At 43.7% G+C, this 22,309-nt stretch carries 25 protein-coding genes; 4 read left to right on the forward strand and 21 right to left on the reverse strand.

What is annotated here, in order from left to right:
- Positions 1-66: 66 nt before the first annotated feature.
- Together ACEYCN_RS08250 and ACEYCN_RS08255 are read left to right on the forward strand one after the other, a co-directional pair.
- Positions 67-2,277 (forward strand): ABC transporter substrate-binding protein/permease, encoded by a 2,211-nt coding sequence (locus tag ACEYCN_RS08250; RefSeq protein WP_373713807.1) that lies wholly within the window; start codon positions 67-69, stop codon positions 2,275-2,277.
- Entirely contained in the window at positions 2,277-3,017 is a 741-nt protein-coding gene (locus tag ACEYCN_RS08255; RefSeq protein WP_373713808.1) for an amino acid ABC transporter ATP-binding protein, read from the forward strand. The genes ACEYCN_RS08250 and ACEYCN_RS08255 overlap by 1 nt, the downstream gene beginning before the upstream one ends.
- Before the next feature lie 39 nt (positions 3,018-3,056).
- On the opposite strand, the gene ACEYCN_RS08260 is transcribed toward ACEYCN_RS08255, so the two are convergent.
- The 4 genes from ACEYCN_RS08260 to ACEYCN_RS08275 all read right to left on the reverse strand — a co-directional run bounded on the left by ACEYCN_RS08260 (position 3,057) and on the right by ACEYCN_RS08275 (position 6,489).
- The gene (locus ACEYCN_RS08260; RefSeq protein WP_373713809.1) at positions 3,057-3,926 is read right to left on the reverse strand and encodes a DUF4097 family beta strand repeat-containing protein; all 870 of its coding nucleotides are present in this window, start codon (positions 3,924-3,926) and stop codon (positions 3,057-3,059) included.
- A gap of 8 nt (positions 3,927-3,934) precedes the next feature.
- The gene (locus ACEYCN_RS08265; protein WP_373713810.1) at positions 3,935-4,486 is read right to left on the reverse strand and encodes a DUF1700 domain-containing protein; all 552 of its coding nucleotides are present in this window, start codon (positions 4,484-4,486) and stop codon (positions 3,935-3,937) included.
- A complete protein-coding gene (locus tag ACEYCN_RS08270) occupies positions 4,483-4,797 on the reverse strand; it encodes a PadR family transcriptional regulator (protein WP_373713811.1) in 315 nt (104 codons plus the stop codon). Before ACEYCN_RS08270 ends, ACEYCN_RS08265 begins: the two co-directional genes overlap by 4 nt.
- Before the next feature lie 117 nt (positions 4,798-4,914).
- On the reverse strand, positions 4,915-6,489 hold the full coding sequence (locus ACEYCN_RS08275) for an L-lactate permease (protein WP_373713812.1): 1,575 nt from the start codon (positions 6,487-6,489) through the stop codon (positions 4,915-4,917).
- A gap of 383 nt (positions 6,490-6,872) precedes the next feature.
- Here ACEYCN_RS08275 and ACEYCN_RS08280 point away from each other — a divergent pair, with 383 nt between their 5' ends.
- The gene (locus ACEYCN_RS08280; protein ID WP_373713813.1) at positions 6,873-7,019 is read left to right on the forward strand and encodes a hypothetical protein; all 147 of its coding nucleotides are present in this window, start codon (positions 6,873-6,875) and stop codon (positions 7,017-7,019) included.
- A 27-nt stretch (positions 7,020-7,046) separates the two neighbouring features.
- On the forward strand, positions 7,047-8,552 hold the full coding sequence (locus tag ACEYCN_RS08285; protein WP_373713814.1) for an ATP-binding cassette domain-containing protein: 1,506 nt from the start codon (positions 7,047-7,049) through the stop codon (positions 8,550-8,552).
- Positions 8,553-8,589: 37 nt separating this feature from the next.
- On the opposite strand, the gene ACEYCN_RS08290 is transcribed toward ACEYCN_RS08285, so the two are convergent.
- The 17 genes from ACEYCN_RS08290 to ACEYCN_RS08370 all read right to left on the reverse strand — a co-directional run bounded on the left by ACEYCN_RS08290 (position 8,590) and on the right by ACEYCN_RS08370 (position 22,296).
- Positions 8,590-8,766, reverse strand: coding sequence for a hypothetical protein (locus ACEYCN_RS08290; protein WP_373713815.1), 177 nt, complete (start codon positions 8,764-8,766; stop codon positions 8,590-8,592).
- Between the two features lie 181 nt (positions 8,767-8,947).
- A complete protein-coding gene (gene obgE, locus ACEYCN_RS08295; protein ID WP_373713816.1) occupies positions 8,948-10,264 on the reverse strand; it encodes a GTPase ObgE in 1,317 nt (438 codons plus the stop codon).
- 71 nt (positions 10,265-10,335) lie between these two features.
- Complete coding sequence (locus ACEYCN_RS08300) at positions 10,336-10,461, reverse strand: DUF4044 domain-containing protein (protein WP_373713817.1); 126 nt, start codon at positions 10,459-10,461, stop codon at positions 10,336-10,338.
- Between the two features lie 187 nt (positions 10,462-10,648).
- The gene (locus tag ACEYCN_RS08305; protein ID WP_373713818.1) at positions 10,649-11,188 is read right to left on the reverse strand and encodes a hypothetical protein; all 540 of its coding nucleotides are present in this window, start codon (positions 11,186-11,188) and stop codon (positions 10,649-10,651) included.
- Positions 11,181-12,962 carry an excinuclease ABC subunit UvrC gene (gene uvrC / locus ACEYCN_RS08310; RefSeq protein ID WP_373713819.1) on the reverse strand — a complete coding sequence of 594 codons (1,782 nt, stop codon included), beginning with the start codon at positions 12,960-12,962 and terminating at the stop codon, positions 11,181-11,183. The genes ACEYCN_RS08305 and uvrC overlap by 8 nt, the downstream gene beginning before the upstream one ends.
- Positions 12,963-13,334: 372 nt before the next feature.
- The gene (locus ACEYCN_RS08315) at positions 13,335-14,711 is read right to left on the reverse strand and encodes an NAD-dependent succinate-semialdehyde dehydrogenase (RefSeq protein ID WP_373713820.1); all 1,377 of its coding nucleotides are present in this window, start codon (positions 14,709-14,711) and stop codon (positions 13,335-13,337) included.
- Positions 14,712-14,881: 170 nt separating this feature from the next.
- Complete coding sequence (locus ACEYCN_RS08320; protein ID WP_373713821.1) at positions 14,882-15,565, reverse strand: YjjG family noncanonical pyrimidine nucleotidase; 684 nt, start codon at positions 15,563-15,565, stop codon at positions 14,882-14,884.
- Positions 15,566-15,662: 97 nt separating this feature from the next.
- Positions 15,663-16,445, reverse strand: a complete 783-nt coding sequence (locus ACEYCN_RS08325; protein ID WP_373713822.1) for a sulfite exporter TauE/SafE family protein — start codon at positions 16,443-16,445, stop codon at positions 15,663-15,665.
- Positions 16,446-16,590: 145 nt separating this feature from the next.
- Entirely contained in the window at positions 16,591-17,229 is a 639-nt protein-coding gene (locus ACEYCN_RS08330; RefSeq protein ID WP_373713823.1) for a hypothetical protein, read from the reverse strand.
- Positions 17,230-17,278: 49 nt separating this feature from the next.
- Positions 17,279-17,896, reverse strand: coding sequence for a hypothetical protein (locus tag ACEYCN_RS08335; RefSeq protein ID WP_373713824.1), 618 nt, complete (start codon positions 17,894-17,896; stop codon positions 17,279-17,281).
- A 4-nt stretch (positions 17,897-17,900) separates the two neighbouring features.
- Positions 17,901-18,503 (reverse strand): hypothetical protein, encoded by a 603-nt coding sequence (locus ACEYCN_RS08340; protein ID WP_373713825.1) that lies wholly within the window; start codon positions 18,501-18,503, stop codon positions 17,901-17,903.
- A gap of 14 nt (positions 18,504-18,517) precedes the next feature.
- Positions 18,518-20,089 carry a virulence protein gene (locus tag ACEYCN_RS08345; protein WP_373713826.1) on the reverse strand — a complete coding sequence of 524 codons (1,572 nt, stop codon included), beginning with the start codon at positions 20,087-20,089 and terminating at the stop codon, positions 18,518-18,520.
- On the reverse strand, positions 20,086-20,448 hold the full coding sequence (locus ACEYCN_RS08350) for a cingulin (protein ID WP_373713827.1): 363 nt from the start codon (positions 20,446-20,448) through the stop codon (positions 20,086-20,088). The genes ACEYCN_RS08345 and ACEYCN_RS08350 overlap by 4 nt, the downstream gene beginning before the upstream one ends.
- Positions 20,449-20,727, reverse strand: coding sequence for a TIGR04197 family type VII secretion effector (locus tag ACEYCN_RS08355; protein ID WP_373713828.1), 279 nt, complete (start codon positions 20,725-20,727; stop codon positions 20,449-20,451).
- A gap of 167 nt (positions 20,728-20,894) precedes the next feature.
- Entirely contained in the window at positions 20,895-21,344 is a 450-nt protein-coding gene (locus ACEYCN_RS08360) for a VOC family protein (protein WP_373713829.1), read from the reverse strand.
- A 108-nt stretch (positions 21,345-21,452) separates the two neighbouring features.
- Positions 21,453-21,653 (reverse strand): cold-shock protein, encoded by a 201-nt coding sequence (locus ACEYCN_RS08365; RefSeq protein ID WP_373713830.1) that lies wholly within the window; start codon positions 21,651-21,653, stop codon positions 21,453-21,455.
- Between the two features lie 160 nt (positions 21,654-21,813).
- Complete coding sequence (locus ACEYCN_RS08370) at positions 21,814-22,296, reverse strand: YkgJ family cysteine cluster protein (RefSeq protein ID WP_373713831.1); 483 nt, start codon at positions 22,294-22,296, stop codon at positions 21,814-21,816.
- Positions 22,297-22,309: the final 13 nt, after the last annotated feature.

Below are 22,309 nucleotides of genomic sequence, written 5' to 3' on the forward strand. Positions count from 1 at the left end.
GCTTCAATTTGCCAATTTTCAGAATTTATGGTATACTTTTCATTATATTTATTGAAGGAGATTGACATGAAGAAAAAAATGCTGATATTATTGGCAACTATTTTGCCACTATTCTTTGTCTATTCTAACGTACAGGCAGAAGAGAAGATTACCATTGTCTCAGACACCGCTTATGCCCCATTTGAGTTCAAGGACTCGGATCAAGTCTATAAGGGAATCGATGTTGACATCATCACTGAGGTTGCCAAGCGTGCGGGTTGGGATTATACGATGAACCATCCTGGCTTCGATGCAGCCGTCAATGCTGTTCAAGCTGGTCAAGCAGATGCCATCATGGCCGGAATGACCATCACGGATGCCCGTCAAAAAGTCTTTACTTTTTCAGATCCCTACTATGACACCAAAATTGTTCTCTACACTCGTGCTGATCAAAAAGTCACGGATTACAACGAGCTAAAAGGAAAGACCGTCGGGGTTAAAAACGGAACCATTGCCCAAACCTTTCTTGAAGAAAACAAGGACAAATATGGCTATATAGTCAAAACCTTTGATACAAGCGATTTGATGAATAACTCCTTGGATGCAGGCGCAGTTGATGGTGCTATGGATGACCAGCCTGTTGTTCAATTTGCCATCAAGCAAGGCAAACAGTACGCTATCAATATTGCTGGTGAATCTGTTGGTAGTTTCGGCTTTGCTGTCAAAAAAGGTGGCAAGCATGAGAATCTCGTTAAAGAATTTAATCAAGCTCTAGCGGAAATGAAAAAAGATGGCACCTATGACGCGATTATGACCAAATGGTTAGGAAGCGAAGATAAGGAAACATCCTCTAGTTCAGCTGCAGAGGCTTCTAGCAGCCTAACTCTAACTGGCGATGCAACAGCTAAGGCTACACCTGTCAAATCCAACTACAAGATTGTCATGGACTCATCCTTTGCCCCATTTGAATACCAAAATGATGCCGGTGAATATGTGGGAATCGACGTTGAATTGATCAAGGCCATTGCCGAGCAACAAGGTTTCACTGTGACCCTATCCAACCCTGGATTTGATGCAGCCCTGAATGCTGTCCAAGCCGGTCAGGCAGATGCCGTTATGGCAGGTATGTCCATCACGGATGCCCGTAAAGAAATCTTCGATTTTTCAGATCCTTACTACACTTCTAATATCCTTTTGGCAGTCAAAACAGGAAGCCCTTATGCGGCCTACGCTGACCTAAAAGGCAAAACAGTTGGAGCTAAAAACGGTACCTCTTCCTATGCTTTCCTAGAAGAACATGCCAAGGAATATGGCTATACTCTGAAAGCCTTTGATGAAGCTTCTACTATGTATGATAGTTTGAACTCTGGCTCCATTGAAGCTCTCATGGATGATGAAGCGGTCCTGCGCTACGCTATCCAACAAGGCCGCAAGTTTGATACTCCTATCCCTGGTGAACCATCCGGTGAGTACGGTTTTGCAGTCAATAAAGGAGCAAATCCTGAACTGATTCAAATGTTCAACAATGGTTTGGCTGCCTTGGTCAAATCAGGCAAATACGATGAAATTGTTCAGAAGTATCTGGGAAACAAGGAAACAAAAAAGGAAGCAGAAAACAAGACAGTTGATGAGACAACCATCTTTGGCCTCCTTTCCAATAACTACAAGCAACTCTTATCTGGTCTTGGAACAACACTTAGTCTGACACTGGTATCCTTTGCCATCGCCATGGTGATTGGTATTATCTTCGGTATGATGAGTGTTTCTCCAAACGGTGTCCTTCGTACCATCGCGTCCATTTTTGTTGATGTGGTCCGTGGTATTCCGTTGATGATTGTAGCAGCCTTTATCTTCTGGGGAATTCCAAACTTGATTGAATCAATGACCGGCAACCAAAGTCCAATCAACGACTTCGTGGCAGCCATGATTGCACTCTCTCTCAACGGCGGGGCCTACATTGCGGAGATTGTCCGTGGTGGTATCGAAGCTGTTCCGATTGGACAGACAGAAGCCAGCCGCAGTCTTGGAATCAGCTATGGTAAAACCATGCAAAAAGTCATCCTACCTCAAGCGGTTAAGCTGATGCTCCCAAGTTTGATTAACCAATTTGTCATCTCTCTGAAAGATACCACCATCGTATCAGCTATCGGCCTGGTTGAACTTTTCCAAACTGGTAAAATCATCATCGCCCGTAACTACCAATCTTTCCGCATGTATGCTATTTTGGCAGTTATCTACTTGATCATGATTACATTGCTGACACGCCTGGCAAAACGATTAGAAAAGAAGGTTAAATAATGGCAGAATTGAAAATTGATGTCCAAGATTTACATAAATCCTTTGGAAGTAACGAAGTATTAAAGGGAATTGACGCTAAATTTTATGAAGGCGATGTGGTTTGTATCATCGGCCCTTCAGGATCTGGTAAATCAACTTTCCTCAGAACCCTCAACCTGCTCGAATCTATTACGAGCGGTAAGGTGGTTGTTGATGGCTATGAACTCTCTGACAAAAATACAAATGTTGATAAAGCCCGTGAAAATATCGGGATGGTTTTCCAACACTTCAACCTCTTCCCTCACATGTCCGTTTTGGATAATATCACTTTTGCTCCGATTGAATTGGGCAAGGAAAGCAAGGAAACTGCTGAGCAACATGCTCGTGAATTGTTGGAAAAGGTTGGACTTTCTGATAAGGCTGATGCCATGCCTGAAAGCCTGTCAGGTGGTCAAAAACAACGTGTGGCCATCGCCCGCTCCCTGGCTATGAATCCTGATATCATGCTCTTTGATGAGCCAACATCCGCCCTTGATCCAGAAATGGTCGGTGATGTACTCAATGTTATGAAGGATTTGGCAGAGCAAGGTATGACCATGTTGATTGTGACCCACGAGATGGGCTTTGCCCGCAAGGTGGCTAACCGCGTCATCTTCACAGACGGCGGTCAATTCCTTGAAGATGGAACACCGGAAGAAATCTTTGACAATCCAAAACACCCACGTCTCATTGATTTCTTGGACAAGGTTTTGAATGTTTAGATAGACAAAAAATGGAGCTTGAGCTCCATTTTTTCTGTCTTATTTTTCAAACTGAAGGTTGATATCTCCTGAAGTAGCTTCTACTCGGAGCTGCTTGTTGCCTCCATCTAGTTCTTGAGGTAGGTTATTATCTCCGGAAGTTACGCTAGATTGAATGGTGTATTCTGTCATCTTGCCAAGCACATCGCCACTAATATCTCCAGAGGTCACTGATATCTCCGTTTTCTGTCCAGCCTTAAATTGAGAAAGTCTAATGTCGCCAGAAGTCGCCTCCAGCCTTGTTTGATTGGCCACTATCGCCCCCTCAAGTTGAATGACTCCTGAGGTGACTTCGAGATGAAGATCTTTTGCTACAACATTGGTTAGACCAATCTCACCACTGCTTAACTGCACAGAAGTTTCACCAGCAACTGTAACCGTCTGTAACTGGACAGCTCCTGAACTGAGATGCAAATCTAGATTTTCCTTTATGACCAACTTTTGAATGTCCACATCACCAGAAGAGCTGTCCAGAGTTAAATTATCCAGACTATCCACAGGTAGAATGACCTCAACCTCCCAATCCTTTGAGAAAAAGAAATCAAAACTAAAGATGCCAAATATCCGATCGTTCTTTTCCGAGATGGTCAGTTGGCCGTTTTCTTCTGTAATGGTATAACTTCTACTCTTGCTTTCAGGGTATTTGATAAGAACTTGGCCCGTGTCGTCACTGCCGGTCACTTTGACATCCGATGCAGTCATATCAAAACTGAGCTCTTTAATCTGGCTTGCCTCGAATGTTTTTTCTTTTTGCACCTGATTCTCATTGCCTAATTCTGAAAAATCGCCACCAGTCCGCACCAGAACAGTTCCGCCGACAATGAGACTGATGAGCAGAAAAACACCTGCGATACGTTGAATCGTTTTCATAGAGTTACCTACTTTCTGTACTGTTTGAAACGGGTTTTGACAAAGCGGAAAAGTTGAACGACCCAGCTAAAACAGAGTAGACCTAGTCCGATACTGAGACAAGAAATTGCTATGCTTAAAAGATAACTATTTAAATTATGATTGAAATTAAATGGTCCCACAAAGAGCATGGCGAATCCTGCTAAGATACCTGCAATCGCACCAACTCCAATGGAGGCAACTGCCACAACTATTGAAAATAGTATCGCCACTGCTGCTAGGAGCAAACTTCCCCATAATGGAAATCCCAGGATAAGGAGAATAATTTCCCAAGTCGCTAGACGGCGTTTGGGGATTAATTTCTCCTTGACTCGCTCCACCAAGGTCTGGTTTTCCGCTAATAGTTTGGCAGCAATCTCATCAACACGACCCATATCCGCAATGGCTTCTTCTTCTGTCATACCCTCATCTATCCGGTCATCAATCATCTCATTGAAATAGGCCAGAGATGACTGGATTTCCTGCTCTGGTAAATCTTTCAAGGCCAATTTTAAAGCCTCTGTAAATTCTTCTCTTTTCATGCAATCTCCTCCCCAGTAATAAAATCATAGGCTTTCTGTAATTTGTTCCACTCTTGCTTAAAATCCTCAATTTTACCCAATCCTGCCTGGGTAATCTGATAGTACTTTCGCAACCGTCCATTATGCTCTATGGAATAGACAGTCAGGTACCCATTGGACTCCAAACGTTTCAATATTGGATAGAGGGTCGACTCAGAAATCGAGAGATAAGGGGAAATGTCTTTTATTATCTGATAGCCATAGGAATCTTGCTTACGAATAGCTGCCAAAACACAGACTTCAATCAAACCGCGTTTGAGTTGTGATTCCATACTCATACCTCCTTTACACTTATACTATACAATACATAGTATGTTTTGTCAAGTAATATCTGTATATCAGAAAAAATCAAAGAAAAAGCCTTACTAATCGTAAGACTCGTGCATCCATTAGGTCAGAAATAAGCCGACCAGGGCTGCGATGATACCGTAGATAAACATGGGAACAGCAGTTTTCTGCATGATATAACCCTCTTTTCGATAGACACCAGATACAGATGAGGCTGCTATAATATTGTTGATACAGGTCATATTCCCCATGGCGCCACCGACAGACTGCATAGCCAGAATACTGGTCATATTGAGGCCGGTCTGGGTTGCGATAGATTGCTGGACACCGCCAAAGATTAAATTGGAGATGGTAGCTGACCCAGAGAAGAAGGCACCGATAGCCCCCAGATAGGAGGCAAAGAGCCCCCAATATGGTCCAGTAGCAGCAGCCAAAGAAATGCCGATGATAGAAACCATGGAGTTATTTCCATTGAGCAACATAAACTTGACCATGGTCACACCGCCCAGAAGAGCGAAAAAGGGTACCAGCATCTGGTTAGCAGTTTGAGCAAACATCTTGCCAACCTGCCCCTTCATCTTTACGTAGAGAGCCGCATGGGTTAGAACGATGAAAAAGAAGGGAATAAAGGCTGGAGCGTAGAGTAATTCGTAGGATTCGCTAGAGGTTGTTCCAAAGACATTGGCCAGACTAAATTTGAGGGCCTGAGTGACTTCCAATTCTGCAAAGCCAAGATTGGCCTTGAAAAGGATAGCATCTGTCCGCATCAAACCCTTCAATCCCAGTTGAGGAACCCGGGTAATAACCAAAATGAAGACCAATGAAATCAAGGGTAGGATAGCCTTGAAAAGTTCTTTAGTAGGCACTGCTTCTACTATCTGAACCTCTTTTTGTCCCGTAGCCAATCCAATATTTTTCTTTGCCATCCAAATGGAAACAACGAAACCAATGGCTCCTCCCAGAAGGGATGGAAACTCATAGTTAAAGGTTGCCAGCAAAGTCATAGGGATGGCACAGGCGAAAACCGTCACATAGATATAGATCAAATTTTGTTTGATTTCCTGCCAGCCAAAGACCTGCTTGAGGGCTAATAGAGGAATGATCAGCCCAGCCGTCAAGTGAATCATAGAAGCCTTCAATCCCAACTCTGTGATTTGATCTGTTGAAAGACCCAGAGAGCCAAATCCAAACCAGGTCGGTGTCCCAACAGCCCCAAAGGATACAGGGATGGAATTAAAAATCAGGACCGCTATCACCACCTTCAAGGGTTCAAAACCAAGGGCAATCAGAATAGGCGCTGCAATGGCCGCCGGTGTTCCAAATCCCGAAGCCCCTTCAATCATAAAGGCAAAGGCATAGCCGATTATCATCATCTGAGCAACTGGATTGGGTGTCAGGCTAGACATCCAGCGGTTGATAACGGTTTGATTGCCTGTCTGTTGCTGGAAGTTATTGAAAAGAACGGCTCCCATAATCACTGTAATCGGGGTCAGGGTCGCCCAAAATCCTGTCACCAGACCTGAATTGAGAAGGGCAAAGTCCGTCTTAAAATAGAACAGCAAGATAAGATAGACCAAGACTGCAATGCCAGGTAGGGCATAGTTGGCAGGGACCCGCATTTTTATCATCAAAAAAATCAAGATGACAATGGGCAAGACACTCAATACAATATCCATATATTTTTCATTTCCTTTTCATTTTCAGGCATGGACCCAAATACTTTATCCTATTATACCTTATGACAGCAAAGATTGGCAGTTGAAAGCACTGTTTATAGGTAAATGTCCGTTTTTTCAAACTGTTGACATCGCTTACATTATATGCTATGCTATTATTAGAAAAATAAGGAGGTAAGGGAGCCATGAAAAACTAAGAAATCACAGATGGATGTAGCGTGTTGTTCCCAAACGAAACGCTAAACTTTATCAAGTTGTGGTTTTTTAGTGCGCTCTGCTTCTCCCTCTGCTAGTCTTTTTTGCCTAGTCTTTTTGAAGTAGCCAAACTATCCCTGCTTGATAAAGTAGGGATTTTTGATTGCAGAGATAGAAAGGAAAAGACAATGAAACACTTAGACCAACTGAAAAAACAAGTAAAACAGCCACAAGGGAAGGGACAAACTGGCAAAACAGCTGATAAGAATGTCCGCCCTGGTCATACCAACCAGCACAGCAAGCCTATTATCAGTCATAATATAGGAAATCGCTAAGCTGGTCTCTTCTCCTAGGGAGGACCTATGCTACAACTAGAAAAACTCACCATTACCCATCAAAAGGATCTACAGAACCTAGTACGAGACCTGAATTTGGTCTTAAATCCAGGCGAAAAACTAGCCATTATTGGTGAAGAAGGCACTGGCAAGTCCAGCCTCATCAAGGCCATCGCTGCCCCCGAAATGCTGGCTTCCTATGCCCAACTCACAGGGACCATCACCAATCACTTTCACCAGTTCGGTTATTTGCCACAAGCCTTGGAAAATGAAGAACTCCAACTAACCGTCATGGATTTTCTCTATCATAATCTGGACTATGGATTCCTTGATTTCAACCTTTTTTACAAGTATGCCGACCAATTCAGGCTTGATTTGGACAGATTTGACGCTCAAAATCAAACTCTGGCCAGTCTGTCAGGTGGAGAACGCTTAAAAGTACAATTGCTGAAAATCCTAGCCACTGACCCTGACTTGCTGATTTTAGATGAGCCTTCCAGTGATTTAGACTTAGAAACCCTACAATGGCTGGAAAACTTTATCCGGCAATCAGACAAGGCCATCCTTTTCATTTCCCATGATGAGAGTTTGCTAGCTCGGGCAGCTACTGCTATTTTGCACCTAGAATTGCTCAAAAAGCGGACGGAACCTCGGGCAACTTTTTACCGTGGCAGCTATGATCAGTACCGTCAGGAGCGGACGGAAAAGTTTGAACACCAGCTCCAAGTGGCCAAGAAAGAGCGGGAAGAACATGCCAAGAAGATGGAGCGCCACCATCGCATCCACCAAAGCGTCGAGCATATCCTGCGCCAGACCCATGACAGCACAGCCGGTCGGCTCTTGGCTAAGAAGATGAAGAATGTTCTCAGTCAAGAAAAGCGATTGAAAAAAGAAGCCGAAAACCTGACCGAAATGCCGCAAAACATGGATGCCATCCAGCTCTTTTTCTCAGAAATAAAGCCCCTACCGGCCAGCAAAACCATTCTCACTTGGGAGCATAAGGCCTTGCCGACAGGTCAAACGGTAAACTTGCAGATTCGAGGCCAGGATAAGCTGGTCATCACTGGCAAGAATGGAATTGGCAAGACTAGGTTACTCAAACTAATCATGAAAGACTTGCTAGCTCGTCCTGACTTATCCGTTGGCTACATGCCCCAGCACTACGAGGAGGAGTTTGAAAATCAGGATACACCTCTGTCCTTTCTAGCTTCGGTAGCTGATGAAGAGAAGGCACGAACCCTTCTGGCCAGTTTAAAATTTACCAGACAAGAGGTGGTCCATTCCCTACATGATTTGTCAGGCGGGCAAAAGGCCAAACTTTTTCTGGCACGAATGGTCTTGGCTGGCAATGATGTACTTATCTTGGATGAGCCGACCCGCCACTTTTCACCAACCAGTCAGCCCCTCATTCGTCAGTTATTGATAGATTACCCAGGCGCCATCATCAGTGTTTCCCATGACCGCCGTTTCATCGAGGAGGTGGCTGCACTCCACTATCAGCTGGATGAGGAAAGCTTGCTGAGAATAAGATAATTGAAAAGCCTACTGTTTTCATGCAGTAGGCTTCATTTTATTCTTCACTATGTGTTTTTTCTTGCGCTTCTTCTTTGGCTAATCTTTCCCGCTCCAAGCGCAACTTGCGGTTGGGATTCAATTCGTTAAAGAGTTGCTCCAGACGGTCTGGATTCCAGACATCCGCCGCAGACCCAAAATTGCCATCCTTATCTTTAAAAGATACTAAGCCCATTTATCGACCTCGCTTTCACATTTCTTGGCTCAATCAAAGCCAACATACCTGACTGGTTACGACACGGAACCCAAATGGTCGATAATACCATTTGGGTGAAGTTAGTAAGGTTGGTAGGTAGATCGCCATAGCGGCTACCGTATCACATCAAGTCCTTTAGGACTTAGATGTGATTCCAACGTTAATCCACAAACTCAAATTCAAAGTTGCCGATGCGGACGATGTCTCCGTCTTTGGCGCCTCGGGCACGCAGGGCTTCGTCCACTCCCATTCCACGCAGTTGGCGGGCGAATTTCATGATGGATTCGTCCCGGTCCATATTGGTCATGACAAAAAGTCGCTCCAGCTTCTCACCAGACAAGACCCAGGTAGCATCATCATCACGGCTGATGTCAAATGGTGCCTCATCATCTTGGAACCCGTAGTAGACTTCCTCTTCATCCTGGAATTCTGCCTCATCATAGAGGAGGAATTCAGGTGTCTTATCAAGCAATTCTGCAGTTGCTTCCAAGAGATTTTCCAGACCTTGATGGGCCAAGGAGGAAATAGGGAAAATCATTGGTAATTCATCAAATTCATCATAGTTGGCAGCCAGCTTTTCCTTGAAAATCTTCAGGTTTTCTTGGGATTCTGGCATGTCCATCTTGTTTGCAACAATTATCTGCGGACGTTCCATGAGGCGGAGGTTGTAGGTTTCCAGCTCCTTGTTGATGGACAGGTAATCCTCATAGGGATCGCGACCTTCACTTGCTGACATGTCAATGACATGGAGGATCACTCGAGTCCGCTCAATGTGACGAAGGAACTGGGTTCCAAGACCCACACCCTGACTAGCCCCTTCAATCAAACCTGGCAAATCTGCTACTGCAAATGATTCGCCTGATTTGGTCCGAACCATTCCTAGGTTTGGCACAATGGTGGTAAAGTGGTAGGCACCGATTTTTGGCTTGGCTGAGGTGATGACACTGAGCAGGGTTGATTTTCCAACGGATGGGAAACCGACCAGACCGACATCAGCTAAGACCTTCAATTCCAATTCCAGTTGGCGCTCTTCCCCAGGTTCTCCATTTTCCGAAATCTCTGGGGCTGGGTTGCGGGGCGTTGCAAACCGAATATTGCCACGACCACCACGGCCACCGCGGGCAATGACAAATTCTTGGCCATTTTCAACCAAGTCAGTGATAATCTTGCCAGTTTCGGCATCACGGACGGTTGTTCCCTGCGGCACGCGCACAATCAAATCTTCTGAACCACGACCGTGCATGCCTTTTGACATGCCTTTTTCGCCATCCTTGGCCCTGAATTTACGGTTGTAGCGAAAATCCATGAGGGTCCGAAGGCCTTCATCGACACGGAAAACAACAGAGCCTCCCTTGCCGCCATCGCCGCCCCATGGTCCGCCATTAGGCACATACTTTTCGCGGCGAAAGGCCACCATGCCATCGCCACCCTTACCAGCCTTGACCGAAATCTTGGCTGTATCTAAAAACATACTCATACTGTAATTACTAGGACTTTCTGGTCCTTTTTCCTTTCACTTTGCCTGAAAAAAACGCTTGATAGCGTTTCTTAGAGGAGGGCGCTGATCGCTGGGAATACCAGACCAGCAATAGTTGCAATGACCATCAAAACGATGACCAGCATGGTGATTTTTTCAAATGTTGTCTTTTTGTGTTTTTCTTCTCCGAAAGCCATTCGACTTCTCCTTTTCATTAAGATACAAAGGCGTAGGTGACACACTGCAAAATGGGAAAACTGACAAAGATGATGGGCACCTAGGAAATCTTTATCATTTTGCATGGTGTCGTAGCCGTGTTCAGTTTTGTTCTTATTTCCTTATTTTATCATGAATAGGGGGAGATTTCAAACCTCATCTTCTTCGTCATTTCCATAAATTCTTCTTCTTCCGAAAAATAGGAAGCCCCCTCTCTACTAAAAAAACTTCAAGGGCAAACCATTTAGGAAATCTCGTTTGGAATTTCATATCCAGCAAGATGAGCAGAAAGATGGGACTGAAGCAGATGACTAGTGCCCAGAAACCTTGAATCTGAAAGAACATACACAAGCCCAAACTCAATAAGATCAGCGCTGGTAAGGTACTCCATAGCATGATACGGAGAAATGTAAAGAGAAACTGGTATCCCTTATGATGACTGGAATATAGCCTCGCATAGTCAGAACTGGTCTTGACGAAAATTGGTAACTCAAGCCGCCGTGTACCAGCACCCCAGGATTTCGTATGGGGCTCAGGATGATAGCCCAGTAAGCGCCAGAAACCAATGTTTGCTTCTCTTCCAATCAGATAAAGGGGCAGGAGACAGAGCAAGAGCAACCAATTGTTTGGCCCAAAGTTGTGGATGGCCAAAGTAACACAAGCATAAACAATGCAAAGTTGCAAAATCAAATAGAAAAAACTAATCATCCTTCTTCTCCAACTTCTCCTTGACAAGTTCAGCGACATTTCTTGGGATGCCGCAGTTGATGATGTCATCGATGTCGGCTTCTTGGATATTGGTCAGGTTTTTAAAGTGCTTAAGCAGGGCTTGTTTACGCTTGGGTCCTAGGCCTGCAATCCCATCCAGCTTGGAGCTGAAGGAATTTTTGGAGCGGAGCTGGCGGTGGAAGGTGATGGCAAAGCGGTGCACCTCGTCCTGAATGCGGTGGAGGAGGAAAAATTCTTCTGAATTGCGGGGCAAATCGATGACCTGCAATGGGTCGCCAAAGAGCAATTCATGGGTTTGGTGCTTGTCATTTTTTTGCAGACCAGCGATGGGAATATCCAGTCCCAGTCGCTCTTTGATAACTTCACGGGCTACATTGACCTGACCCTGGCCACCATCAATGATAATCAGGTCTGGCGGTGTCAAGCCATCCTTCATCACCCGGCTGTACCGGCGATAGATGACCTCCCGCATACTGGCATAATCATCTGGCCCGACCACTGTTTTGATTTTAAATTTTCGGTAATCCTTCTTGCTGGGCTTTCCGTCCACAAAGACCACCATAGCAGAAACTGGGCTGGTTCCCTGGATATTGGAGTTATCGAAGGCCTCAATGCGGACAGGCTTGGGAATATGGAGCAGGTCGCCCAGATTTTCAATGGCCCCTTGAGTCTTCTTCATATCCTTTTCCAGCAGGTCAAACTTCTGCTGGAGGCTGACCCGGGCATTTTTGGTAGCCAGATTAACCAGCTGCTTCTTCTCGCCCTTTTGGGGCTTGACAACCTTGACATCCACCAGAGCCTTGACCAAGTCCTCATCAATGTCTTGGGGAATAAAGATTTCCTTGGGCAAGAAATGCTTGCTGTCTCGGTAAAATTGGCCCATATAGGTCAGGAAATCCTCTTCAGGTTCATTATAGTAGGGAAAAAGATTGACATCTCGCTGGATGAGTTTGCCTTGACGAACAAAGAAAACTTGGACGCACATCCATCCTTTTTCCACATAATAGCCGAAAATATCCCGGTCCATCAAATCCTGATGCATGACCCGCTGCTTGGTGCGAAGGAGGCCAATGGCCTGAATCAGGTCCCGGTACTCTGCCGCCCGCTCAAATTCCATGAAGTCGGAAGCCTTGGTCATCTTCTCCCGCAGCTGGTTGATGATCTTGTCATCCTTGCCATTGAGGAAGTTTTTGACATCCTCTTTCAAGCCATTCCAGTAAGCCCGGTCTGTCTGGCAAATGGTATGGGCATTGCATTGGCCCAAATGATAGTAGAAACAAACCTTGTTGGCTGGATTGGTACATTTTTTAAAGGGAAAAAGACGGTCCAAGAGCCGCTTAATCTCAGTCGCAGCGCCCGAATCCGGGTAGGGACCAAAGTAGAGTCCGTCCTGCTTCTTGACCTGGCGGGTAATGAGAAGACGGGGATAGACTTCATTGCTGATCTTGATGTAGGGATAGGACTTGTCATCCTTGAGCCGAATGTTGTACTTGGGCTTGTTCTCCTGAATCAGGTTGATTTCCAAAAGCAGGGCTTCTGTGTTAGACTCGGTCACGATAAACTCGAAATCCTCAATTTCAGAAACCAAAAGTTCTGTCTTGGTATCATGACTGCCCCGAAAATAGGACCGCACCCGATTTTTGAGATTTTTGGCCTTACCCACATAGATGATGCTGCCGTTCTTGTCCTTGTGGATGTAGCATCCAGGGCTGTCTGGCAATAATTCTAGCTTGTGTTTGATTGTCTTATTCATAGGTCTATTGTACCATATTTGAGTTGGAAAAAAGCTAGCCAAAATATTAGCTAGCCCATTTGTTTATCATTCCTTTATTCCACTCACTCTTCTGCTTTCTTCCAAAAGTTTATCAATTCTTGGGTTAGTTCTGCTGGAACTTCCATAGGCAGGGAATGGGTGGTCTTTTTCCATTTTTTCATAGTGAGGTTTTTAAGGGCTTTGCATTGTCTGCGGTGGATTGGCTGGTGACCTTGCTCTTTTCAGCCAGAGCTAGGTAGACTGGGAATTTCCAGTTTTTAAGTACATCTTCAGAAATATGTTTTGAGTGTCATATATAAAAAACTTTGAAAAAGACACCTAGAATCCTAGATGTCTTGCGCAGCATTCAACTTATGAATGAGGTGTGAAAATCAGGTGCTCATTGACAAAAGCGTCGAAACCCAGCTGGCTGAGTTCGCGGCCATAGCCTGAATTTTTGATTCCTCCAAATGGAATTTCTGGATGGGAGGTCCAGCCTGAATTGATAAAGCTCATGCCTGTTTCAATTTTGGCAGCTACTGCCTTGGCATGTTCAATATCCTTGCTGAAAACTGTACCACCCAGCCCATAACTGGAATCATTAGCCAGTTCAATAGCTTCTTTTTCACTGTCAACCTGATAGATGGAAGCGACCGGCCCAAAGATTTCCGTATTGTAAATCGGATTGTCTTTGCTAATGTTGGTCAAAACAGTCGGATGAACGAAGTTGCCAGGGTGGTCAATCGGTTCATTGCCATAAACTGCTGTCGCCCCATGGTCCAGGGCCAGCTTGATTTGGGCAAGGACATCCTTTTTAGCCTCTGCTGATGAAAGAGGTGCCAGGGTGGTCTCCGGATCCATCGGATCCCCCCATTTCACCGTCTTGAATTTCTCAACAACCATGTCAACAAATTTTTGATAGTTCTCTTGACCGACCACTACAAAACGTTTGGAGGAGGTACAGACCTGTCCAGCATTAAAGAGGCGGGCAAAGAGGATAGTGTCATTTAAGAGGTCAAAATCCGCATCTTCCAAAATGATAAAAGCATCGTTTCCACCCAATTCCAGAGCAGATTTTTTAATGTTCGCTCCTGCTTCAGCTGCGATGGAAGCACCACCGCGTTCAGACCCTGTCAAGGCAACTCCCTGCACACGTGGATCTGCGATAGCCTTGCTGACTTGGTCATAGCTGAGAAAGAGATTTTTAAAGGAACCCTCCGGAGCCCCAGCCTCCTTTACCAGATTTTCAAATGCTTGTGCAGACCCAGGACAGATGGAAGCATGTTTCAAGACAGTCGGATTGCCAATCATAAAGTTTGGCGCAAACACCCGCATAATCTGATAGAAAGGGAAATTCCAAGGTTCTACCATGAAGATAACCCCCACTGCTTGTTTGAGACAATAGGCTTCTCCATGGATTGGTTCAAAAGATTGAGGCTGTAAGAATTCTTCTGCCTTGTCTGCAAAATAATCCGCAATCTCTGCACAAAGTTCTACCTCGCCCTTGGCCTCGGTAAATAATTTCCCCATGTCTTTGGTCATGGTTTCAGCGTAGAAATCCGCATCCCGGCGCAAGAGGTTGGCCACCTGATGAAGAATGGCCTTACGCTCCGAAAGACCGCCATCTGCTCGCCATTTTTTATATAAATCATGGCCAGCCGCTAGAGCCTTTTCAAGGTCTGCATCGCTGGCATTGTCGTAAGTCTGTAAGACTTCATTGGTGTAGGGGTAAATCGTTTGATAAGCCATAATATCCTCCTTATGATTGGGAAGGCTTAACTTGAACATCACTTCAAGCTAAGAGTGAGTGTATTCTTATGAACGATTATAGCACTTTGGAAATCGTTTACAAAACAAAAATAGAAGATACTTCTCTTTTCCCGAACATTCTCAAAAAAGACACCTAATGGATAGGTGTCTCATAGGATACGGAGCAAATCGGCATAGCTTTGAACGGTATAGGTTGGTCTGGCAATACTGGTATTGGCCAGGGACTCTGGATTGAACCAGGCGGTGTCAATGTTGGCATTGTTGCCACCCAGTATGTCTGCCATCAGGCTGTCCCCAATCATCAGGGCTCTTTCAACTTGAAAGTCTGCAACCGTTGCTTGAATAGAGTCGTAAAATGCCTTCTCAGGCTTATGGTAGCCCATTTCATCGGAAATAAAGATTTTTTCAAAATAGGGAGATAAACCCGACTGAGCCAGACGGCCTTTCTGGATATAGGTCACACCATTTGTAGCGGCCAGCAGACGGTAATCACGCGCTGTCAGCTCGGTCAAAAGCTCCTTGGCCCCAGAAAAAACCTGACCCTGTTGACTCAGAAATTCTTGGTAGCGTTGGGCAAAATAAGGCCCGTCCACTTTCTGACCAAAATGGGCAAAAAGCTTGGCAAAACGGGTCGCAATCAAGTCAGCCTTGCTGATTTTCCCCAGGGTCAAATCCTGCCACATGGCCTTGTTCATGGGCACATAATAATCACGATAGGCCTCTACATCCGCCACTCCTGCTTCCTCCAGCAACAGCCTCAAGGCCACATCCTCTGCCAAATCAAAATCCAGCAACGTATGATCTAAATCGAAAAGTAGAAATTTGTAAGACATGTATAGGATCCTTTCTGGGGGGGTCTGTTATCCATTATAGCACATATTATAAAAAGCACGAAGATTCCCTAATTGATACGATTGATAACACCTAAAATCATGCAATATTGACCAAAATATTATAAACACAAATCAGCAATAATCCCGCCATCATGGTGGAATAGATGCTATTGACCTGTTTGTTGGAGAGTTTGCGATTGAGCTGGGTTCCATATGTGCCGCCTAGGATGGCTGTGAGGACAAGGAGGGGGACCAGTTGCCATCGAAAACCAGCTGGCTGAACTATCAGGAGGATGGTGATGATTTTTGGAATTTGGGCAAAAAAAATCATGGCAATCGAATAGGGGGCAGAATCTTTGGTCGTGAGACCCATCAACCCCACCAAGACAATAACATTCAAGGGACCTCCGCCAATACCCAGAAATACAGAGAGAGCTCCAACAATGAGACCAAGGAGAAAAATAATGGGCAAACTTTGCAGCTGATAAGGTGGCAAGGAATGACTAAATCTTGTAAATAGCAAGACTGCCAGAAGGACGATAAAGAGAAGAATGGATTGAATAAGGGTCACTGAATGATTGGGGATTTCTTGCGTTAGCTGCTTGAAGATACTATCGCCAAGAAGGCCACCAAGCATCGAGCCCAAGGAAAGACCATAGAGAATCTTCTTATCAAACACCATCCCACTTCTGCTGTGTTTATAGATGGATGACAGGCACATGGAAAAGACTGCAAAGGTAGAATAGATGCCGATGACTGTCACATTATCAATCCCAATAAGATCAAAAACTGGCTTGATGATGGCCCCACCACCTACCCCAGAAATCGCCCCCAGCGCCGTTGCTAAAAATACGATGATTGGATAGAGAAGAATCTCCATGGTTTTCCTCCTTTCGTTGTTTATGACTCAACTATCTAAGTAGCCTGTCCATTACTTGCGGCAGCGTAGACTGGCCCTACTCCCTTGTGAAAAGACACTGACTTAGGTTTTAGATCAGTCCCATGTAGAAATCGAAGAAACAACTTTAAATTCCAAAGGTCTCCTCATCCTCATCTTCCCACACTCGTTCCCCATGGATCTTGATATATTCTTCACGTGCTTCATCCAACTCATCTTGAAGCGGTTCAAAGACAGCTTCCATTGTCAAAATTTCTTCCAAACTAATGTCAGTTGCTTCCTCATAGGTTAATGACAAAATTCCTGAGTGTTCTGCTTTAAATTCATCTACCGTCAGCCAAGTTTTTTTGTCATCTGTACTAATTTGACCATCAATGGCTGTTGCCACCTCAATTGCCATGATATAGGCAGCTCGTTTATCAACCGTTAAAAGATCTTGGTGAGTTGTGATGATGCGGAGATAATCACCACGCTCTCGATAGTCTGAAACGTAATGTTCCTCGAAATCTAAATCAATTGACTCAATCATTAACGAAATGATAACCTCTTCATTAACCGGAACATCAACTTGATTCCAACGGTCATCGTTGGCACGTTTATTTAACTTGAGGGTTATATCAGGATTATCATTAAATATTCTTAAATAGCCAGAATAGGAAATATCAAGTGGTTCACCATTTCTTTCCTTGAACCACATTTTTTCAGCTAAATAACGATAATCAAATAAAATATTTTTTGAATAATCACCTCTTATATATAGCCTCATTTAGTTACCTCTCACTTTCTTTATCCCATTGTAGGTATTAATACACACATTACCAGCACTTCTCATCTTCCCAAATCCGCTCACCATGTATTTTGATGTATTCTGCGCGTTGTTTTTTCAATTCTGCCCATATAGGATCCTTGACACATTCAATGTTGAAAACCTCTTTTAATCCCATCTCATGAGCTTCTTCAAAGCTTAATAAAAGAACATCCGCATGCCGTTCTTTAAATTCGTCAACTCTAATCCACGTAACTCTATCATCTTCACTAATTATCCCATCCAAAGCGGTCGCAACTTCTATAGCCATGATATAAAAAGCACGTTTATCAACAGTTAGAATATCCTTATGAGAGGAGGCAATTCTAAGATACTCCCCTGTTTCGCGATAGTCGCTTACACGAGCCAATTCAAACTCTAAACTTATATTTTCCATTTTCAAAAAAGAATGCAAGGCAACAATGTCAGAATTGCTCCATCTGTTATCATTTAGCCACTTATTATGATAAAGGCTAATAAGATTTTCTTCCTGCAATGTCTCATCATTACCTGAATGAGAAATACTAAGTTCTTTCCCATTAATCCTCTCAGTCCACATTTTGTGAGCTAATTCTTCATATCCAAAAGTAATTTTCTTTTTAAAGTCGCCTTTTATATAGAGTTTCAATTTTTTAATCTACCTCACCGTGAATAGCGATATATTCTTCTCTATGTTTATCAAGTTCCTTCCAAAGTGGATCTGCAACAGCGTCCATAGATGAAATCTCTTCAAGACTCATTTCATGAGCTTCCTCGAAAGTTAAGGATAATATCTTTTGGTGTTGATGCTTAAAGTCTTCAACACTTATCCATGTTGCCTTATCATTTTCACTAATCATTCCATCAATAGCTTTCGCAACTTCAGTCGCCATAATATACATAGCACGTTTATCAATTGTTAGAAGCTCCTGATGGGTTGATAAAATCCTAAGACAATCGCCTCTTTCTCTATAATCTGAAACATAAGCATTTTCAAATTTTAAGTCTAGCCATTCATCACGATGTGAAAAGAAACGGGACAAATCGGTATCCTTCAATGGAACAGTATTCCATCTCGCATCAAACAAACTTTTACCCCACATCAAGCTAACTGTTAAATCATCTTGTAAAGAGTCATTATTTCCTGCATTAGAATAAGTTTCTTGAATTTCCTCAGGAATCCACATTTTTCCTGCCAGCTCCAAATAGCCATAGGGAAATCTCTTTGAATAATCACCTTTAATGTATAGTTTCATTTCTGCTCTCCTTATTATTTAGGAATTGACTGATAGGCTCTCCACATACCATCAATTACTTTTTGTAATTCTCCAGACTTTAAACCTTTTAACTGAGGATGAGTAGTTACCCAATTAATGATGTCCTGCTTACTATTAATATCTGTCACTTCCATATAAATGTCTAAATCATACCCTCGTTTCCCACTACCTGATTGAACCTGAATTTTGCCACTAGTTCCGCTCTTCCACTCTGCATCAACGCGAATATTATCAACTTTTCTTCCATTCACACGACCAGAAATTCCTTTTTTAAAGGTACGACTCACCGGTCTTTCATCATACCCCTTCGCAAAACTAATCTGCAAATTGGCATTAGCCGCGGCTATTTTTGAGATGGCATCTGTAACGGTGATGGTACCACCTGCAATCAGTGTGCCTGAGGTCGCATAGCCTGCACTGGCAACCGCTGCTGCTGGTATGGTCACAGTACCGCCTGTTGGTAGGGCTAGAGCAAGACCTCCTGCACCAACTGCAGAACTACCCAGCCACAAGACACTACCGCCAATAACCTCACTGATCCCCAGCAACAATTGAGCAGCTTGATCGCCGAGAGTTTGCCAAAACTGACTGTTTTGTTCCTGATTCAGCTGCGCTGTGTAAGGAGCATCATACTCACCGTTTCTTAAGACAATGTAGCCATCTCCTGCACCAGCATTAAATGGAATAATTGAAATGATATTGCCATCATCGTCATAAAGTAATGACCGGTTGTAAGCATCGATGATGAGGGGCCAGTCACTAGCAGGTTTTCCATCCAAAAGGGCCGTCAGTTGTTTGCGGTAGTAATCACTCGCCTCATCTGACAACATCAAATCTCTGATATTTTCACCAATAAGCGATAATTTCGGGTCTTTTCCTCTATCAGTGGTAAATAGAGTGACCCCCTTAATAGTCGCCAGCCAGTCCATATTACTGCCGTTTGTGTAATAATTTCCTGCATCATCCACTGTGATATTTCCCAAGGCAAGAGCTCCTTGGATAGCAGACTGTAATACTGTCAGACTATCGGAAAAATACTTAGACACATCCGCATTGAACCACTTTAATTTTTCAATGCGCTCATTCAGGTCGTCAATCCCCATCTGGATTTGCATTTTCGCTTCATCTAGTGCCGCGATTTGAGCCCAGAGATTTCCTAAATCTCCCGAAAAGAAGGCACTTGCCTGAGTTAAAAATTGAGTGTTTTTGGCTTGTTGTTCTTCCACCGCATCCAATTGACTCCACTTTACCTCGAGTTGTCGCTCCATATTGTCTAAGTCAAGTGTACCATACTCTGCAACAACAGAGTCAGCGTACTCATAGGAGGTCAACTCTGCTTGGATATCATCAACCGCCGCCTGCAATTTCTTAATGGAGGGGATGATGATTTCTGTAAATAGGCCTTTCCCAGCGGTGTAGGCAGCCCCTTTTAATTCGCCAGAATCTAAAGCAGAAATCAAATGATCGCAACCACTGGATAATCTGTCTGTTATTTGGTTAGCGAGTGTTAGATTGTTTCGCATGGCTGTCATCAGATTTTGAGAATCTGCACTACTGTATTTCAATCCCATGGAAGTTTGTTCCTTTCCTCTGTCAGTTGATCACGTTGTTTATCGTTTTCTCGCCTAAACCTCCTACGGACATCTTCCAGTTCGGTGTAGGATTGATCGACATAGCGATTCAAACGTTGCTTCAATTCCTGATTGGCTTCCCAGTCTCTTCTATGGTGGTTATTGTGGTGTACCATCGTCTCTTGTAACAGCAACTCCTGCCTTTGAGAAAGATGGTGAATTTGAGAATAAAAATGTTCAAGAGTGTCTTCATATTTTTGATTGAGAGACTTGAATTCATCTTCTTTTATCTCTAAATCCAAGATTTTCTGAGATAGTTTCTCGCGTTCCTCAGCACTTTTATCCTTCATCATCTATTTCTCCCAACGTTTGGCTTCTTCTAGATCTCGCTTGGCAATTTTTTCAGCGATTTCCGGAAATTTATTGGATTGTCGCAAGGTTGCCTCTGCAAAACTGGTGATAGCTTGGAGCATCTGATTATTCGTCTGTCTCGCATTGTCCATCCCTAAAATACCGCTTGCATACCCAAATTCTACTGACTGATTTTGAACGGCACTTGTGTCAACGTTGACCAGCTGAGAAATGGCCCCTTGTGCAGCTACTGTACTTGATTTAATTTCTCCTTGTCCCATAGAAATCTCCCACTCATATCATAAAATCATCTCTATTATACCATATTATATATGAAAGCGATGCTGTTTTTACAATAATATAATCTTATCAACATATTATATCATTTTACACCTCATTTCAAACCAGCAAAAAAGACAGAAAAATGTTTCCTGTCTTTCTTTCAATCTTATTTCTCTTCAGCGTAGTATTCTTGGCCAAAGCCTGCTACTTCTGCGTTAACTTGCCAGGAGATACCGAACTTGTCGGTCAGGTTGCCGTAGGCTGGTGACCATGGGACAGCTTGCAGTTCCATGTTGATGGCCTTGGCGTCTTTTGCCAACTTCTGATAATAGTTAGTTGCTGTTTCAACATCATCAGTAATCAGGGCAACCGTGATGTTGTCTCCCACTGTGAATGGCATTTCTGGATTGTTGTCAGAAAGCATGAAGCGTTGGCCGTTTGGCAGGCGGAACTGGGCATTCATGACATGATTTTCCAATTCTGCTGGACAATCTGGCAAGAAATCCTTGAAAAGATTGACTTGCTCAACATTTGCCCCCAGGGCTTCTTTGTAAAATTCGATGGCATCCAAACCGTCTCCGTTTGTTACCAAATATACTTCCATTGCTTTTAGCATGATGGTCCTCCAAAATAAAGATGCCCTATTATATCACGTAAAATTGGTACGGACAAATATAACGATTTCGTGCAAAAAAACCACGACCCTGGGTCGTGATTCTCATGATTACAATTTAACAATGTTGCTGGCTTGTGGGCCACGGTTGCCTTCTGTCACTTCAAATTCGACCTTTTGACCTTCGTCCAGAGACTTGAAGCCATCTGCTTGAATTTCTGAAAAGTGTGCGAAGACATCTGGTCCGTTTTCTTGGGAAATGAAGCCAAAGCCTTTTTCTGCGTTAAACCATTTTACAGTTCCTACTGCCATTTGAGTTACCTCTTTTTCTTTATTTGTAAAAAACTTCCAAGAGATAAAACATAGATAAACTGATACTTTGACTCAAAAAAACTTAATACTCATCTACTTTAACAGTTTGGGAGACATAAGTCAACACTTTAGGGTCGATTTTGTTAAAAATTCACAAATGCTAGATGCGCTCCCGCAATTTTTCTACAAAAAGGTAGGCTGCTGGACAAATCAAGGTATTCTTGAGGGTCAAATGATTGATTTGGTAAATCTTCTTGCGGTCCGTATGAGGAAACTCACGACAGGCCTTGGGTCTGACATCATAGATGGAACAGAGATTGTCCTGACCTAAGAAAGGGCAGGGCATGCACTGGAAAACCTTGTCACCGTCCTCATCCACCTGGAGATAGGTCGCTTCAAAGTCCTGCAATTTCATGCGAAAATGCTTGGAAATTCGAGTGATGTCTGCTTCTGTCAAATCGGGTCCCAAATCCTTGCAACAGTTGGCACACTGGGTGCAGTCGATTTCTGAGAAGACTTCCTCATGGATTTCCTGAACAATCCTGTCCAGATTTTTTGGGGCCTTCTTGCGCAAATTAGCCAAAAATTTCTTATGTTCGACCCGCTTTTGCAAAGCCAGTTGCCGGTATTTTTCAATGTCCATATTGATTTCTCTT

The sequence above is a fragment of the Streptococcus sp. genome (genome assembly GCF_041802885.1).
In the GTDB taxonomy this organism is placed as follows: domain Bacteria; phylum Bacillota; class Bacilli; order Lactobacillales; family Streptococcaceae; genus Streptococcus.